The sequence below is a fragment of the Maribrevibacterium harenarium genome, from assembly GCF_006385675.1.
GTDB lineage: Bacteria > Pseudomonadota > Gammaproteobacteria > Pseudomonadales > Marinomonadaceae > Marinomonas > Marinomonas harenarium.
This window is the reverse complement of record NZ_VFRR01000013.1, coordinates 45266-61288: the sequence shown is the minus strand read 5'-3', so window position 1 is coordinate 61288 and position 16023 is coordinate 45266. Positions and strand designations below refer to the sequence as shown.

General features: G+C 48.3%; 14 protein-coding genes. 13 read left to right on the top strand and 1 reads right to left on the bottom strand.

Annotation, left to right across the window (positions count from 1 at the left end; translation table 11 throughout):
* Positions 1-12 precede the first annotated feature (12 nt).
* The 12 genes from murD (at position 13) to mutT (ending at position 14827) form a co-directional block, all read left to right on the top strand.
* On the top strand, positions 13-1374 hold the full coding sequence (murD, locus tag FJM67_RS08375; RefSeq protein WP_140588384.1) for a UDP-N-acetylmuramoyl-L-alanine--D-glutamate ligase: 1362 nt from the start codon (positions 13-15) through the stop codon (positions 1372-1374).
* Complete coding sequence (gene ftsW, locus FJM67_RS08370) at positions 1359-2603, top strand: putative lipid II flippase FtsW (protein WP_140588382.1); 1245 nt, start codon at positions 1359-1361, stop codon at positions 2601-2603. Before murD ends, ftsW begins: the two co-directional genes overlap by 16 nt.
* Positions 2596-3666 (top strand): undecaprenyldiphospho-muramoylpentapeptide beta-N-acetylglucosaminyltransferase, encoded by a 1071-nt coding sequence (gene murG / locus FJM67_RS08365; RefSeq protein WP_140588380.1) that lies wholly within the window; start codon positions 2596-2598, stop codon positions 3664-3666. The genes ftsW and murG overlap by 8 nt, the downstream gene beginning before the upstream one ends.
* Positions 3667-5085 (top strand): UDP-N-acetylmuramate--L-alanine ligase, encoded by a 1419-nt coding sequence (gene murC, locus FJM67_RS08360; protein ID WP_140588379.1) that lies wholly within the window; start codon positions 3667-3669, stop codon positions 5083-5085.
* Positions 5082-6023, top strand: coding sequence for a D-alanine--D-alanine ligase (locus FJM67_RS08355; RefSeq protein ID WP_140588377.1), 942 nt, complete (start codon positions 5082-5084; stop codon positions 6021-6023). The genes murC and FJM67_RS08355 overlap by 4 nt, the downstream gene beginning before the upstream one ends.
* A 2-nt stretch (positions 6024-6025) precedes the next feature.
* Positions 6026-6706 carry a cell division protein FtsQ/DivIB gene (locus tag FJM67_RS08350; RefSeq protein WP_140588376.1) on the top strand — a complete coding sequence of 227 codons (681 nt, stop codon included), beginning with the start codon at positions 6026-6028 and terminating at the stop codon, positions 6704-6706.
* A gap of 64 nt (positions 6707-6770) precedes the next feature.
* Positions 6771-8051 carry a cell division protein FtsA gene (gene ftsA, locus FJM67_RS08345; protein WP_140588374.1) on the top strand — a complete coding sequence of 427 codons (1281 nt, stop codon included), beginning with the start codon at positions 6771-6773 and terminating at the stop codon, positions 8049-8051.
* A gap of 43 nt (positions 8052-8094) precedes the next feature.
* Positions 8095-9366: a cell division protein FtsZ gene (gene ftsZ, locus FJM67_RS08340; protein ID WP_219845932.1), complete on the top strand. Its 1272-nt coding sequence runs from the start codon at positions 8095-8097 to the stop codon at positions 9364-9366.
* Positions 9367-9474: 108 nt separating this feature from the next.
* Complete coding sequence (gene lpxC, locus FJM67_RS08335; protein WP_140588371.1) at positions 9475-10389, top strand: UDP-3-O-acyl-N-acetylglucosamine deacetylase; 915 nt, start codon at positions 9475-9477, stop codon at positions 10387-10389.
* Between the two features lie 135 nt (positions 10390-10524).
* Positions 10525-13197, top strand: coding sequence for a preprotein translocase subunit SecA (gene secA / locus FJM67_RS08330; protein ID WP_140588369.1), 2673 nt, complete (start codon positions 10525-10527; stop codon positions 13195-13197).
* Positions 13198-13211: 14 nt separating this feature from the next.
* Positions 13212-14432: a bifunctional glutamate N-acetyltransferase/amino-acid acetyltransferase ArgJ gene (argJ, locus tag FJM67_RS08325; RefSeq protein ID WP_140588367.1), complete on the top strand. Its 1221-nt coding sequence runs from the start codon at positions 13212-13214 to the stop codon at positions 14430-14432.
* The gene (gene mutT, locus FJM67_RS08320) at positions 14432-14827 is read left to right on the top strand and encodes an 8-oxo-dGTP diphosphatase MutT (protein ID WP_140588365.1); all 396 of its coding nucleotides are present in this window, start codon (positions 14432-14434) and stop codon (positions 14825-14827) included. The genes argJ and mutT overlap by 1 nt, the downstream gene beginning before the upstream one ends.
* Positions 14828-14842: 15 nt before the next feature.
* On the opposite strand, the gene FJM67_RS08315 is transcribed toward mutT, so the two are convergent.
* On the bottom strand, positions 14843-15640 hold the full coding sequence (locus FJM67_RS08315) for a response regulator (RefSeq protein ID WP_140588363.1): 798 nt from the start codon (positions 15638-15640) through the stop codon (positions 14843-14845).
* A 96-nt stretch (positions 15641-15736) separates the two neighbouring features.
* Here FJM67_RS08315 and ppiC point away from each other — a divergent pair, with 96 nt between their 5' ends.
* Complete coding sequence (gene ppiC / locus FJM67_RS08310; protein WP_140588362.1) at positions 15737-16015, top strand: peptidylprolyl isomerase PpiC; 279 nt, start codon at positions 15737-15739, stop codon at positions 16013-16015.
* Positions 16016-16023: the final 8 nt, after the last annotated feature.

Sequence of the window (16023 nt, the reverse complement as noted above, 5' to 3'; positions counted from 1 at the left end):
GGGAGCGTAGAAATGGCGCTTATTGGTTCGGATCGTGTTCGGGCAGTGGTCGGTCTAGGCAAAACCGGTCTTGCTTGTGTTGAATTTCTAGCCCGCCAAGGGTTGGAGTTCTATGTGGTCGACTCTCGGGATACTCCTCCGGGCTTAGAGGCTGCCCAAGCCTTATGTCCGGCAGAGAACATTTTTACCGGTTCTCTGGAACCATTACTTACTCTTGGCGTGACGGAATTATATGTCAGCCCTGGCATCCCATTGGCGCACCCGGTATTGCAGCAGCTAGCAGCTCAAGGTGTGCAAATGCGTGGCGACATCGATCTGTTTAAAGAACATGCCAATGCTCCCATCGTGGCGATTACCGGATCAAATGCCAAAAGCACAGTGACAACGTTGGTTGATCTACTGCTGCGAGCCGTCGGTAAGCGTTCGGTTGCGGGCGGCAATCTAGGTGATCCAGCACTCACGCTGTTAGCGGATGACATGGATTTTTACGTGTTGGAATTGTCTAGCTTTCAACTGGAGACGACTACGGATTTGGGTGCGAAAGTCGCCTGTGTGCTTAATGTTTCGGAAGATCATATGGATCGTTATCCGAACCTCTTGGCCTATCAAAAAGCGAAACAGCGTATTTATCAAGGTTGCCAAGGAGCGGTTTGTAACAAGCAAGATATTCTGACCGTGCCTCTATTGCAGACCAACGTCCCGGTACGTGCTTTTACCACAGGTCAGCCAGATTTGTATGAATACGGTTTGCTGCAGGATGACGATCTTTGGTTATGCCGAGGGGTGGAGCGTCTCTACAAGGCCAGTGATATTCGTCTGCAAGGTAAACACAACCTTGCAAATGTCTTGTCTTGTCTTGCCATGGTTGAGCTATGTGGTGTTGATCCAAAACACCCGGCGATCGCTGAGGTGCTTGCCAGCTTTGCTGGCCTGCCACATCGTTGTGAACACGTTGCCACCGTAGATGGTGTCACCTACATAAACGATTCCAAGGGTACCAATGTTGGCGCTACTTTGGCTGCCTTACAGGGGTTTGGCTCTGCAGCTCGCAATATCCATCTGATCGCGGGTGGTGATGGCAAAGGAGCAGATTTTAAAGACCTGGCCCGCGCTGCCAAGCAGTTCGTGAAACACAGTTATCTATTTGGTAAAGATGCTGCTGCCATCGAGCAAGTGTTAGAGCAGCAGCATTGTGGTTACAGTCGCTATCGAGATTTGGAGGAGATTTTCCAGTCCTTGAAAGCCACTGTTGCTCCAGGGGATATTGTGCTGTTTTCGCCGGCCTGCGCCAGTTTAGATATGTACAAGAACTTTGAGGCTAGGGGTGAGCACTTTTGCCGGCTAGTCGGGGAGCTTCCATGCTCGGTGGTTTAATCGACCCCATTCGGCCGAAGGATATACTTCGGCTTGACCCCATTTTTGTCGCCACCGTAATGGCAGTATTGATCTTGGGGCTGGTGATGGTCGCCAGCGCCTCCACGTTTATTTCAAACGATAATTTTGGCTACCCAAGTTATTATCTTTCACGTCAACTACTATACCTTGTGATCGGTTTAGTATTTGGTGCCTTTTTAATTAACGTGCCGACTGAGCAATTAAAAGAGCGCAGCATTTTGCTGATGTTGCTAGCGTTAGTGCTGCTTATATTGGTGCTGATACCCGGCATCGGTAAGTCAGTGAATGGTAGTCAGCGCTGGATTTCTTTAGGCGTATTTAACTTGCAACCGTCCGAAGCAGCCAAAGTCGCGATGGTGCTATACGTATCAGGCTTTTTGGTACGACGCTCGGCTCGGGTAAGGCAAAACCTATTTATCGGTTCCTTTATGCCAATCGGCTTTACCTTTATCTTTCTCGTGCTACTGATGAAGGAGCCTGACTTCGGTGCTTCCGTGGTACTTCTTGGAACCGTATTTGCCCTGCTATTTATCGCGGGTGCGCCATTAAAACACTTCCTTTGGACTATTGCCGCCGCCGCTGGGGCGTTGGCGGTATTGGCGGTTTCGTCTGAATATCGGATGAAGCGCTTGATGAACTTTTGGGATCCTTGGCAAGACCCGTTTAATGATGGCTATCAACTATCGCAAGCGTTGATTGCATTTGGTCGAGGCGAGTGGTTTGGGTTGGGGCTAGGTAACAGCGTGCAAAAATTGGCTTATCTCCCCGAAGCTCATACGGACTTTGTGTTTTCTGTTTGGGTTGAAGAAACAGGATTGTTTGGCGGCATGTTATTGCTGCTTGTCTTCGGACTGTTGGTGGCGCAGATGTTTATCATCGGCCAGCGCGCGATAGCAGCCCACAAAATTTTTCAAGCATACATTTGTTACGGCTTCGCGATTCTATTGATCGCTCAAGTTATTATTAACATCGGCGTAAATACCGGTGTGCTACCTACCAAGGGTTTAACTCTGCCATTAATCAGTTATGGCGGCAGTAGCTTAATTATCATGCTGGGCAGTTTGTTTATCGTAGCGCGGGTAGATATTGAAACGAAACGTGACGTATTGGCAGAGCAAATGTCCGAGCCTGAGAGTGAGCCAATGGCTGATGGCATTCCCTTTACAGAAGATTTCGACGAGCAAGTAGTGGAGGTGCAGCGTGGCTAAATCACGTACCGTAGTGATTATGGCTGGTGGCACCGGTGGTCATATTTATCCTGCGTTGGCCTGTGCTCAATTGTTGCTCGACAAAGGGGTGAAAGTTGTTTGGCTTGGCTCTAAAGGTGGTATGGAAGAGCGCCTCGTACCGGAGCGAGAGATTCCCTTGCGCACTATCTCTATTAAGGGGGTAAGAGGGAAAGGCATAGCGGGCTTAGTGTTTGCGCCGTTTCGTATTCTGCATGCGATTGGCCAGGCAGTGGCGCACTTGCGCAACCTAAAGCCCGATGTGGTGTTAGGTATGGGGGGATTTGTTGCTGGCCCCGGAGGTGTAGCGGCCAAGCTTCTTGGTATCCCCTTAGTTATTCACGAACAAAATGCGGTTGCCGGAACCACCAATAAATTACTATCCAAAATAGCGAGCCGATGCCTACAGGCCTTCGACGGGGCATTGCCGAATGCCGTGACGGTGGGTAATCCTGTGCGTCGCGAAATTCTTGAGCAAGTTACCCGTCCGGTGCGAGGAAATAATGCTGCCCCATTAAAACTATTAGTTGTGGGGGGGAGTTTGGGTGCTCAAGCGATTAACCAAGCGGTGCCAGAATTGCTGGCGAATTGGCGTTTAGATCAGCGCCTAGATGTTTGGCATCAAACTGGCATGAATAATATTGATGCGGTGAAGGCGCTGTATGACAAACACCAGGTAGCGGCGCGAGTGGAACCCTATATCGATAACATGAATCAGGCTTACTATTGGGCGGATGTGGTGCTTTGCCGTGCCGGTGCTATGACAGTCAGTGAGCTGGCCATTGCTAAGTTACCGTCAATTTTAGTGCCGTTTCCCTTTGCCATTGACGATCACCAAACAAAAAATGCGGAGCATTTGGAAAAATGTGGGGGAGCTATTTTGTTACCACAAGCCCAAATGCAAGCCGAGCGTCTGCGTGACGAGCTTGAAAGCTTGCTGAAAGATAGTGAACAGTTAGAAAAAATGGGGCAGGCGGCAGGTTCATTTGCGCACCCCAACGCTACCCATGATGTGGTGGCCCATTGTATAAGGTTGATGAAATAAATGACGATTACCAAATATTCCTACGATATTCCGGCGATGCGCCGCATCCAAAACATTCATTTTATCGGTATCGGTGGCGTGGGTATGTGTGGCATTGCCGAGGTATTGCATAACCAAGGCTACTGCATTAGCGGGTCTGACCTAAAACCTTCGGCAACCACTGAGCGTCTTAGCAATCTGGGCATCAAGGTTTTTTATGGGCATCAAGAAGACAATGTGAAAGAAGCCCACGTTATCGTGGTTTCAACGGCGATTAATCCCCAGAACCCGGAAGTGCGTTGGGGGCGGGAGAATCGTATCCCGATCGTACGTCGTGCGGAAATGTTGGCGGAACTCATGCGCTACCGTCATGGTATCGCGATTGCGGGAACCCACGGTAAAACCACGACCACGAGTCTAATGGCTTCCATTTTGGCGGCCACGGAAGAGGCGCCAACCTTCGTTATTGGCGGGCGTTTGACCAGTGCTGGCACCAATGCCCAGCTCGGTAGCAGTAAATATCTGGTTGCTGAAGCCGATGAAAGTGACGCTTCGTTTTTACATTTGCAGCCACAGACTGTGATCGTGACCAATATCGATGAAGACCACATGGACACTTACCAAGGGGATTTTGCCCAGGTAAAACGTACCTTCATCGAGTTTATTCATAATCTGCCATTTTATGGTCTGGCGGTACTGTGTGTGGATGATGAACATGTACGTTCCATCATGCCGGAGCTAAGTCGTCCAGTGTTGACTTACGGTATCGAGCAGCCAGCCGATTTTTACGCTACCGATATTCAGCAAAGTGGCCGCTACACCGAGTTTTTGGCCCATTGCCCGGACCAAGAGCCAATGCGTATTCGTCTGCCTATGCCCGGCCGCCATAATGTCTTGAACGCCTTGGCGACGATTGCTGTCGCGGTGGATTTAGGAGTGCCGCCAGCGGCTATTCAGGCAGGTTTGATGGGGTTTGCCGGCGTAGGACGCCGTTTCCAAGAGCAGCAGCCACTGACCTTGAGTCAGGGTAGCGTGATGTTTATCGACGATTATGGTCATCACCCGAACGAAGTTAAAGCGACCATTCGTGCTATTCGTGATGGCTGGCCTGAGCGCCGCTTAGTCATGGTGTATCAACCTCATCGTTACAGCCGTACCCGAGACCTTTACGAAGACTTCGTTAAAGTGCTGTCAGAGGTCGATGTCTTATTGCTTCTGGATGTTTATCCGGCAGGGGAGCAGCCAATTAATGGGGCGGATAGTCGCTCCATGTGTGGCTCCATTCGCCAGCGCGGCGCGGTAGATCCGATTCATGTATCCAGTATCGGTGATTTGCGATCCATTCTACGTAATGTGCTGCGCGCAGATGATATCTTAATCACCCAAGGTGCAGGAGATATCGGCCAAATTTCCAAAAACTTATCGGAGGAGGGGCTATGAATCAAGTGACAGTAGCAGTGGTTTATGGCGGCCGTTCCGCCGAGCGTCAGGTTTCATTGGAAAGTGGCACTATGGTTGCCGCTGCTCTGCGTGAGCGTGGCTATCAGGTTATTGATGTGGATTTATATGGTGATCAAGGGGCAGAGAACCCGATCCAGCAGCTAAGTAATATTCAGTTTGATGTGGCTTTTATCGCCTTGCACGGTGGTGAAGGTGAAGACGGTACGATTCAGGCGCTATTGACTTTAATGGGCAAGCCTTTTACCGGCAGTAAGCCGTTAGCCTCGGGCTTTGCCATGGACAAAGCCCTGACTAAGCAATTTTGGCAGGGCATTGGTATACCGACGCCAGCTTATCTGTGTTTCGAAGGGCTAGTGGATGAAGCGCTGATCAATAAAACAATGCAGTATCCCCTTATCGTCAAGCCTTCCCGGGAAGGTTCCACCATTGGTATCAGTAAAGTCGATGGGCCAGAGCAGCTGCCAGCAGCATTGGTGATGGCACAGCGTTATGACTCAGATATTTTGGTGGAAGAGTACATCACTGGCAAAGAATATACGGTCACAGTGATTGCTGATGAAGCCTATGCGCCGATCAGACTGCAGCCCTCTGCGGAACATGTATTGTATGACTATGATGCCAAGTATCTGGCTAACGATACTCAGTATTTGATCCCTTGTGGTTTGTCTAATGAAAAAGAACAGGAGCTCAAAGAGCTGGCATTGGCTGCTTACCGTTCCGTGGGTTGCGAGGGTTGGGGACGTGTGGATGTGATGCAAAGTGAGGATGGAAAATTTTGGGTGTTGGAAGTTAATACTTCACCAGGAATGACGTCTCATAGTTTGGTGCCTATGGCAGCGAAACATGCAGGTCTATCTTACCAAGATTTGGTTGAGCGTCTGGTACAGGATGCTTTGGCACGCTCGGTCAAAGGATAAACATGCGTATAGCAGCATTGATCGGCGCTTTGTTGTTGATTCTGGCGGGTTTGTTGCAGGGCGGCAGCGATGAAGAGGTGTGGTTGCCAATCAAGCAGATCAAAATTACCGGTGACTTAAAATATACGAATGAAGCCCAGTTAATGACGTCGTATTCGTCTTTGCTGGGGAGCAGCATGGTAACCTCCGCAATGGCGACTTTCGCAGAGGTGGCAACGACGCCGGAGTGGGTGAAGAGCGCTCAAGTGCGTCGTGTTTGGCCTGGGACGCTGGAAATACAAGTAACCGAACATGAGCCGATTGCTCGATGGAACCAAAATGCATTGCTGACCTCCGATGGGCGAGTCATTACCCCGGGTGGTGTCACAGATTTGCCGCTGGTGGCATTGGCTGGCCCCGATGGCACAGAGAAAACCGTCTTAGACCAGTTTGGGCTTATCAGTCAGATGTTATCGCCGACCCAACTACGAGTTCATCTGCTGGAATTAGAGAATCGTGGTGCTTGGAATATAACCTTTACTAATGGAATCACGGTAAAACTGGGGCGTGACGAGATATTAGAGCGTTTGCAACGCTTCGTTGCTGTTTATAAAAGCGATTTATCAGGTAGAATAGAACAAATTGTTACAGTTGATGCCCGTTACCCCCATGGTATCGCCGTGCGTTGGCAAGAAGTCGAGTAAATGTTGGTCTGATTGTTGCTTTTTTATTCGACTAGAACGTTTTTAATTATAGGATTTTGCGGAAATGATTGTAGGTTTGGATGTTGGTACTTCCAAAATCACCTGTATCGTCGGGGAAGTCCTCGCGGACGGCGCCGTGGATATTGTTGGCATTGGCCATCACGCGGCCAAAGGCATGAAGCGGGGTGTGGTAGTCAACATTGAATCCACTGTACAGTCTATCCAACGTGCTGTGGAAGAAGCGGAACTGATGGCCGGGTGCAATATTCATTCGGTTTATGTCAGTGTTGCTGGTAGCCATATCCGTAGTCAAAATTCTCACGGTATTGTTGCCATTAAGGGTGGAGAAGTCGAAGCGGAAGATATTTCCCGAGTGATAGACGCGGCTCAAGCGGTGCCACTATCTTCAGATCAGCGGCTGCTGCACGTTTTGCCTCAGGAGTATCATATCGATTCCCAAGAAGGCATTCGTGATCCTTTGGGAATGTCAGGGGTACGTTTAGAAGCCAATGTGCATCTTGTTTCTGCGGCAGCTAATGCGGTACTCAACGTAGAGAAATGCATTCGCCGTTGCGGGCTAGATGTAGATAAAGTAGTAGTCTCCCAATTGGCTTCCAGTTACTCCTGTCTTAGCGACGATGAAAAAGATCTCGGTGTTTGTGTTGTAGATGTCGGTGCTGGAACCACTGATCTAGCGGTTTGGATTGATGGGGCATTACATCACACTGCGGTCGTTCCTGTGGCTGGTGATCAGGTGACCAATGATATTTCCATGGCGCTACGCACTCCGACTATGCACGCCGAGGAGATTAAAGTGAAATACGCCTGCGCAAAGGCGTCTTTAGCGGCGACGGATCAAATTATTCAGGTGCCAAGTGTTGGTGATCGCCAGCCCCGCTCCATTTCGCGGCACGCTCTAGCGGAAGTAGTGGAAGCACGTTATGAAGAAATCTTCAAAATGGTGCTGGATGAGCTTAACCGAAGTGGCTTTGCTGAACAGATACCTGCTGGTGTGGTCATTACTGGTGGCACTTCCCAAATGGAAGGGGCCGCGCAGCTAGCTGAAGACGTGTTTGACATGCCGGTGCGTATTGCTAATCCGACTCGTATTAAAGGTATGTCAGAGGTGGTCGATAACCCTTCATACGCGACTGCAACAGGATTGCTTTTGTATGCCGGTGGCGATGCCTCTCACGTTGAAAGCATTGTTCCAGAACCAATACAAAAACCAAAGATAAAGAGCAAACTGCCATCCTATGAGGTGGGAGATGGTGAAACCAAGCCAGCTGTCAGTCCAACGAAAGTGTGGCACAAAGTAAAAGACTGGTTTCAAAAAAATATTTAGTCAGGAATGACAGCAGAATTATAGGAGCGAAACGCCCATGACTATTAACGTATTTGACTTGGCTGATGATAACTTATCTGACGATGCTGTCATTAAGGTGATTGGTGTCGGTGGTGGTGGCGGTAACGCTGTCAAACACATGCTAGAAAATAACCTAGATGGGGTTGAGTTTCTGTGTGCGAATACAGACTCAAAAGCTCTTGTCGGGTTGGACTCAAGCATTACAGTGCAGCTCGGTGCCGGTATCACTAAGGGTCTGGGAGCGGGAGCTAACCCCGCTGTAGGGCGCGATTCAGCACTTGAGGATCAAGAAAAAATCACTCAGCTACTCACCGGTGCAGATATGGTGTTCATTACCGCTGGTATGGGTGGTGGTACCGGTACTGGTGCGGCACCTGTTATTGCGAAAGTAGCTCGTGAGTTGGGGATTCTAACTGTTGCTGTTGTGACTAAACCGTTTCCATTTGAAGGCCGTCGTCGTGCAAAAGTGGCAGAAGACGGTGTCCGTGAGTTGCGTGAGAACGTGGACTCTCTAATCACAGTGCCAAATGAACGTTTGTTGCCGGTGCTAGGTAAAAACATTTCGTTACTGAAAGCCTTCGGTGAGGCCAATAACGTGCTGTTGAACGCTGTTCAGGGTATCACTGACCTTATTATGCGTCCCGGCTTGATCAACGTTGACTTTGCTGACGTGAAGACAGTGATGAAAGAAATGGGCATGGCAATGATGGGCTCAGGTTCTGCTTCAGGTGAGGATCGTGCCCGCGTGGCGGCGGAGGCAGCCATCCATAACCCGCTACTAGAAGATATTAATTTGAAAGGCGCACGAGGTGTATTGGTTAACATCACCGCTAACGATGAAGTCGGTCTTTCTGAGTTCACTGAGGTGGGTAATATCATCGAAGAATACGCTTCTGAAGATGCTACGGTAGTAATTGGTTGTGCTATTGATCCGAATGTGGGTGATGAAATGCGCGTCACTGTGGTTGCTACCGGTCTCGAAGGTAAAGAAGAGGCGCAGCTTAAGTATGCGGTAGGTTCTTCTACTACAGTCGCTTCGTCTTCTGCCACTGTTGCTAGCGCGTCAGCTTCTGTATCAGCAGTTAAGGCGCCTGAGCCTGAAGCAGTTAAAGTAGTAGAGCCTGTAGCGGTAGCTGTGAAAGAGCCGCTACTGAAAACTGTGGTCCAGCCAGAAATGCCTGCGGTCAAAGTAGAAGAAGATAAGCCTGAACCACCTAAAGCTTCGCAAACTTCTAGTGTTGATTCGTTGAAATACTTAGATGTACCGGCATTCTTGCGACGTCAAGCAGACTAGTTTGTTTGCGTAAAGAATGCGTAGTTTTGGGCTAACCAATTGTATAAAAATTGGGTTGTTGTTATCATTCGCATATTCATATAACCGTCATTAATCTGTAGGAAAACAATGTTACGACAGCGCACCTTAAAGAACATTATCCGCGCTACTGGAGTGGGTCTACACTCTGGTGAGAAGGTTTATTTAACACTGAAGCCAGCACCAGTAGATACGGGTATTGTGTTTGTGCGTACTGATTTAGAGCCAGCCGTTGAAATCAAAGGGGATGCTCGATCTGTCGGTTCAACTAACTTTGCCACCGCATTGTCTAATGGTGATGTTTCTATTAGCACGGTAGAGCATCTGTTGTCAGCTATGGCTGGGCTGGGTGTGGACAACGCTTACGTTGAAGTGAGTGCTAGCGAAATTCCGCTAATGGACGGTAGTGCTAGTCCATTTGTTTTCCTGCTTCAATCCGCCGGTTTGGAAGAACAGAGTGCCCTGAAAAAATTTATTCGCATTAAGAAGCCTATTAAGGTGGAAGAAGGCGATAAGTTTGCTTCTCTAGAACCATTCAATGGCTTTAGATTGTCTTTCACTATCGATTTCCAGCACCCTGCTATTGGTGAGGAGGTGCAAAATGCGACTGTGGACTTCTCTACCACGACATTTGTGAAAGAGGTTAGCCGTGCTCGTACGTTTGGGTTTATGAAAGATCTGGAGTACTTCAAGGTAAATAACTTAGCTCGCGGTGCTAGCATGGAAAATGCCGTGGTGTTAGACGATTACCGAGTTCTTAACGAAGAAGGTCTGCGCTACCGCGACGAGTTAGTGCGTCACAAGGTGCTGGATGCGATTGGTGATCTATACCTACTTGGATATTCAGTTTTGGGTGAGTACAAAGCATTCAAGTCTGGCCACGCTCTGAATAATAAGTTGCTGATCGCTCTTCTGGAAGATCAAACTGCTTGGGAGTTCGTATCCTTTGGCGAAGGTGCAGAAAGTGCGCCTATATCCTATGCCGAGTCAGCCGCTTTGGCCTAACTACACCGGTCAATAAAAATGTAAGAAGCCAGGCTAAGCCTGGCTTTTTTCGTTTTAACACCTTGATATTCCATGTTTTGCTACCCATTACCATGATAGACTCTAGAGACTTTCAGAATAGGTTGTTTAAAAGAAATGTTAGGCACAGTCATTAAAAAAATCATCGGTACTAAAAATGACCGAGAAGTAAAACGTTACCGCAAAGTTGTGGCTCAGATTAACAAGCTAGAAGAAAACTATTCTGCTCTGAGTGATGATGAGCTCTCCGCAAAATCCAACGAATTCAGAGAGCGTCTGACCAAGGGCGAGTCGCTGGACTCCCTTTTGCCAGAAGCTTTCGCAACCGTCCGCGAAGCCAGTAAGCGTGTCATGGGGATGCGCCATTTCGACGTCCAGTTGATTGGTGGCATGGTGCTCAATGAAGGTCGCATTGCTGAAATGCGTACCGGTGAGGGTAAAACCTTGGTAGCGACCTTGGCTGTGTATCTCAATGCGTTGGCAGGTAAAGGCGTTCATGTTGTTACTGTGAACGATTACTTGGCGCGTCGTGATGCTAACTGGATGCGTCCGCTTTACGAATTTTTGGACATGAGTGTTGGCGTCGTGTTTTCCGGACAGGATCGGGAAGATAAGAAAGCGGCTTACAACAGTGATATCACTTACGGTACCAATAACGAGTTTGGCTTCGACTATTTGCGCGACAACATGGTGTTCCGTATGGAAGACCGTATGCAGCGTGACCTTGCCTTTGCCGTGGTGGATGAGGTTGACTCTATCTTAATTGATGAGGCCCGTACCCCTTTGATTATTTCTGGTGCAGTAGAAGACAGCTCAGAGCAGTACCGTAAAATCAATAAATTGGCTCCCTTGTTAAAGAAACAAGAAGAGGAGTCGGAAGAGCCTGGTCATTACACTTATGACGAGTCGCAAAAGAGTCTGGAACTCACTGAAGAAGGACATACTTTTGTTGAGGAATGGTTAGTCGAAAATGGCATGTTAGAAGAGGGTGATAGCCTCTACGCTGCTACTAACTTGGCCCTATTGCACCACGTTCATGCTTGTATGCGTGCCCATGTTGTCTTCAAGAAAAATATTGATTACGTGGTTCAAGGCGGACAAGTCGTTATTGTTGACGAACATACTGGTCGTACTATGCCGGGACGCCGTTGGTCTGAAGGTATCCATCAGGCGGTAGAGGCAAAAGAAGGTGTGGCGATTCAAGCAGAAAGCCAAACCTTGGCGTCGACAACATTCCAGAATTACTTCCGTTTGTACGATAAACTTTCTGGTATGACAGGTACGGCGGATACGGAAGCATTCGAATTCCAGCAAATCTATGGTTTAACCGTCGTGGTTATTCCAACGAACAAGCCAGTACAGCGTAAAGACTTCAATGACCTGATCTTTATGACCACCGAAGAAAAGTTCGAAGCCATCGTTAAGGACATTGAGTCCAACGTTGAAGCTGGTCGTCCTGTTCTAGTGGGTACGGCATCTATTGAATATTCGGAGCTTCTATCTGAGTTTCTAAATAAGAAAAACATCAAACACAATGTATTGAATGCCAAGCAACACGAGCGTGAAGCGGAAATTGTTGCCGAAGCGGGTCGTCCTGGTGCAGTGACCATTGCCACCAACATGGCGGGTCGTGGTACTGATATTGTGTTAGGTGGTAATTTACAGGTCGAGCTTGCGCAGCTTGGTGAAGATGCCTCCGAAGAGCAAAAAGCCGCCCTGAAAGCCGATTGGCAGCAACGTCACGAAGCCGTGTTAGCGGCCGGTGGTTTGCACATTATCGGTACTGAGCGCCATGAATCCCGCCGTATTGATAACCAGCTGCGTGGTCGTGCGGGTCGTCAGGGTGATGTGGGTTCCTCTCGCTTTTACTTGTCTTTGGAAGACAACTTAATGCGTATCTTTATGTCCGACCGTATCAAGAAAATGATGCAGGCTTTGGGGATGGAGCGTGGTGAAGCGATTGAGCACAAAATGGTGTCTAACGCGATTGAAAAAGCCCAGCGTAAAGTGGAAGGTCGCAACTTTGACATCCGCAAGCAGCTATTAGAATTTGATGATGTTGCCAACGACCAGCGTCAAGTCATTTACCGTCAGCGCTTTGACATGATGTCTTCCGACGATCTTTCCGAAGCGATTATGGCAATGCGCGAAGAGGTGGTATCTAACTTAATCGATGAGTTTATTCCACCTCAAAGTATGTTCGATCAGTGGGATCTAGAAGGTCTAGAGCAGAAAATCCATCAGGAGTTTGGCTTGACTATCCCGGTTCAACAGTGGGTGGCGGAAGACAAAAAACTCTACGAAGAGCCCTTGCGTGAGCGTATCTTACAGGCCTTTATTGATGACTATGCGGCCAAAGAGGAAATCGCTGGCCCGGTTGCGTTGCGTAACTTCGAGAAGCAAGTTCTGTTGCAAATTCTTGATACCCTATGGAAAGAGCATTTGCAGACTATGGACATGCTACGTCAGGGTATTCACTTACGTGGTTACGCCCAGAAGAACCCGAAACAAGAATATAAGCGTGAAGCCTTTGAACTATTCCAGAATTTATTGGAGCAGATCAAATTTGATGTGTTGCAAGTTGTTACCCGAGTGAAAGTACAATCTGCCGAAGAAGCTGAGCGTATTGAAGCTGCCCGTCGGGAGCAAGAAGCCAGAATGACCATGACGACCAACGTAAATGATCAGGCGGCAGAATCGGCAGCAGAGGTGCCCAAGGTAGGTCGCAATGAGCCTTGCCCTTGTGGTTCCGGTAAAAAATACAAACAATGTCATGGTAGTCTAGTTTAGTAAGGAGTGCCGTCATGGCCGTCGGTTTAGGTGCGTTTCCTAATATCCCTGTAATTGAAGGTGTGCGTTTTGCAACTGCAGAAGCTGGTATCAAAAAGCCTAATCGTAAAGATGTGGTGTTATTTGAGTTGGCTGAAGGGGCAACTGTCGCGGGTGTATTTACTCAGAATGCGTTTTGTGCAGCACCAGTACGTGTTTGCCGTGAGCATTTGACTGATAGTACGCCCCGCTATTTGGTAATTAACACTGGCAATGCTAACGCCGGTACAGGTAAACGCGGTCTTGAAGATGCTAAAGCTACCTGTGTCGCTGTGGCTGAGTTAATGGGATGCGAGCCATCTCAAGTTTTACCATTTTCTACTGGTGTTATCGGTGAACACTTGCCGGTGCAGAAAATTACGACAGTATTACCAGCAGCGAAAGCGGCACTTTCTGCCGAGGGTTGGGAAAACGTTGGTAGAGGTATTATGACTACCGACACCTTGCCAAAAGGCGCGTATCGCCAATTGGAACTGGATGGTAAAACCATCACCATTGGGGGAATTTCCAAAGGTGCGGGTATGATCCGTCCTAATATGGCGACCATGCTTGGTTTTATCTTTACTGATGCAACCGTAGAGCAAAGTGTATTGCAAGCTTTGCTATCCCAGACGGTTAATCAGAGTTTTAACCGTATTACCATCGACAGTGATACTTCTACCAACGACTCCTGTGTTGCCGTCGCGACCGCTGCAAAAGGCGCGTCCACCATAAATAGCCTTGAGTCCGATGATGGTAAGTTGTTTGCGGCAGCCTTTTTAGAGGTCATGCAAGAGCTAGCCCATGCCATTGTCCGTGATGGTGAAGGGGCCACTAAATTTGTCACGGTGGAAGTGACCGGCGCAGCCCAGCAATCAGATGCGACAAAAACAGCATTTGAAATTGCTCACTCACCCCTTGTTAAAACAGCTTTGTTTGCTTCCGATCCGAACTGGGGACGTATCCTTGCGGTTGTTGGGCGTGCCGGTGTCGAGGGTCTAGACGTGGATAACGTTAGCCTGCACATCAATGGCTGCCAGATCGTTGAAAATGGCGGCCGCTCGCCTTCCTATACGGAAGAGGCTGGCCAAGAAGCCATGAACCCACAAGAGATTCATATCAAAGTGGATCTTGGGGCGGGTCAAGAATCTGACACAGTTTGGACTACAGATTTCTCCCACGAGTATGTCACTATCAATGCTGAGTATCGCACCTGATGAAGCAAATAGTCGTTAGTGCCGGTATCATCACCCGCGATGATAAGTTTTTTGTGGCGCTACGGAACCAAGACCAGCACCAGGGAGGGTGCTGGGAATTTCCTGGAGGAAAGTGTGAAACGGATGAAGCACCATTGACTGCCCTCAAGCGCGAGTTAGCTGAAGAGTGCGGTATTCAGGTAGAAGAGGCTGAAATGTTTCAGCGCATCGACCATGATTACGGTGATAAAGCTGTACAGTTACACTTTTTTTTAGTGAAGAAATTCGCTGGTGAGCCGCATGGTAAAGAAGGGCAAGTTGTGGCTTGGGTAACTTTGCCAGAGCTATCTGAACTTACCTTTCCTGCTGCAAACCAGCCGATTGTAGACGCACTAGTGCAGCAGGCAGCTCTCTAATCGTTTGGTCGAGAGCTAATCTAAAATTTGATGTAGCAATCTTCGAATAGTCTCTGGGGTGAACTGTTTGTTACAAATCGCATCTACCCCTTGCTGGGCAACATTAGCCAGTTGCGGTTCGGAAGCGTCGGAACTCACCATTAAGATAGGGATATGGGCTAGGGAGCCTGTGTTGCGTACCTGCTCTGTGAGCTCCTTGCCGTCCATCTCTGGCATATTGTAATCGGTGATGATGAGATCAAAATTCTCATCTAGTAACTGCTGATAGCCCTGTTTACCGTTTTCTGCATAACTAATGTGAGTAATTCCCATATTGTTTAGGGTTCTCGCAATATGTTTCTGGGCTAGGCTGCTGTCATCTACCACCAGTACTTGCAGTAATTTTGGGTCAAATAGTGCTAGCTCGATTTCCGTTTCGATGGTCATGTCCAGTGATGCTTTGATGGCGCAGTTTAGTGCTTCTAGCTCAAATGGCTTTGGTAAAATTGCCAGAACCCCAGACTGACGGACTGTCTCAAGATGTTCGCGGTTGCGCTCGCTAGAGACCAGCATAAAGTGAATGTCTTCGGTTTCTGTGTGACCTTTCAGCAGTTGTACGAAACTATTGGCATCCCCGTCGCTCAAATACATGGCGGAAATGATAAGGTCTGGTTTATCTTCTGCAATTTGTCCGACCGCTTCTCTAATCGTTTGAGCTTGGCGGACATGCTGAATGCCGGCAGTTGTCAGTGCTTGCGCAATAATTTTTTGCTGTACTGGAGATGGCTCCAGCAAAAGAATAGAGAGTTGTCCTAAGGTTGGTGCTAAATCCATGTGGTGCTCTTTAGGTCAATTGTAAAATTGGTTATCAAACTAACATAGTTTCGGTAATCTAATGTGAAGATTTGTAAATACCTTCGGGGAGGTTTCATGGCTACCGCAAGTGCGTGCCATATTTTGGTTAAAACGAAATCCGAGGCGCAAAAGTTAAAGCAAGAGTTGGATAAAGGTGCTGATTTTCATCAACTTGCAAAGAAACACTCTATTTGCCCTTCGTCAAAAAAAGGTGGAGACTTAGGAGAGTTTCGCAAAGGGGAAATGGTTGCCCCGTTTGATAAGGCGGTGTTTAAAGGGCCTTTACTGGCGATTCAAGGTCCCGTAAAAACCCAGTTTGGTTTTCACCTAATTAAAGTTCTTTATCGCAACTAAATACTGGA

Bases quoted from the DNA above. Each gene is read 5' to 3' on its own strand.
- secA (WP_140588369.1), top strand. From the start codon at position 10,525: ATGTTAGGCACAGTCATTAAAAAAATCATCGGTACTAAAAATGACCGA.
- ppiC (WP_140588362.1), top strand. From the start codon at position 15,737: ATGGCTACCGCAAGTGCGTGCCATATTTTGGTTAAAACGAAATCCGAG.
- FJM67_RS08350 (WP_140588376.1), top strand. From the start codon at position 6,026: ATGCGTATAGCAGCATTGATCGGCGCTTTGTTGTTGATTCTGGCGGGT.
- FJM67_RS08315 (WP_140588363.1), bottom strand. From the start codon at position 15,640: ATGGATTTAGCACCAACCTTAGGACAACTCTCTATTCTTTTGCTGGAG.
- FJM67_RS08355 (WP_140588377.1), top strand. From the start codon at position 5,082: ATGAATCAAGTGACAGTAGCAGTGGTTTATGGCGGCCGTTCCGCCGAG.
- mutT (WP_140588365.1), top strand. From the start codon at position 14,432: ATGAAGCAAATAGTCGTTAGTGCCGGTATCATCACCCGCGATGATAAG.
- lpxC (WP_140588371.1), top strand. From the start codon at position 9,475: ATGTTACGACAGCGCACCTTAAAGAACATTATCCGCGCTACTGGAGTG.
- argJ (WP_140588367.1), top strand. From the start codon at position 13,212: ATGGCCGTCGGTTTAGGTGCGTTTCCTAATATCCCTGTAATTGAAGGT.
- murC (WP_140588379.1), top strand. From the start codon at position 3,667: ATGACGATTACCAAATATTCCTACGATATTCCGGCGATGCGCCGCATC.
- ftsW (WP_140588382.1), top strand. From the start codon at position 1,359: ATGCTCGGTGGTTTAATCGACCCCATTCGGCCGAAGGATATACTTCGG.
- ftsA (WP_140588374.1), top strand. From the start codon at position 6,771: ATGATTGTAGGTTTGGATGTTGGTACTTCCAAAATCACCTGTATCGTC.
- murD (WP_140588384.1), top strand. From the start codon at position 13: ATGGCGCTTATTGGTTCGGATCGTGTTCGGGCAGTGGTCGGTCTAGGC.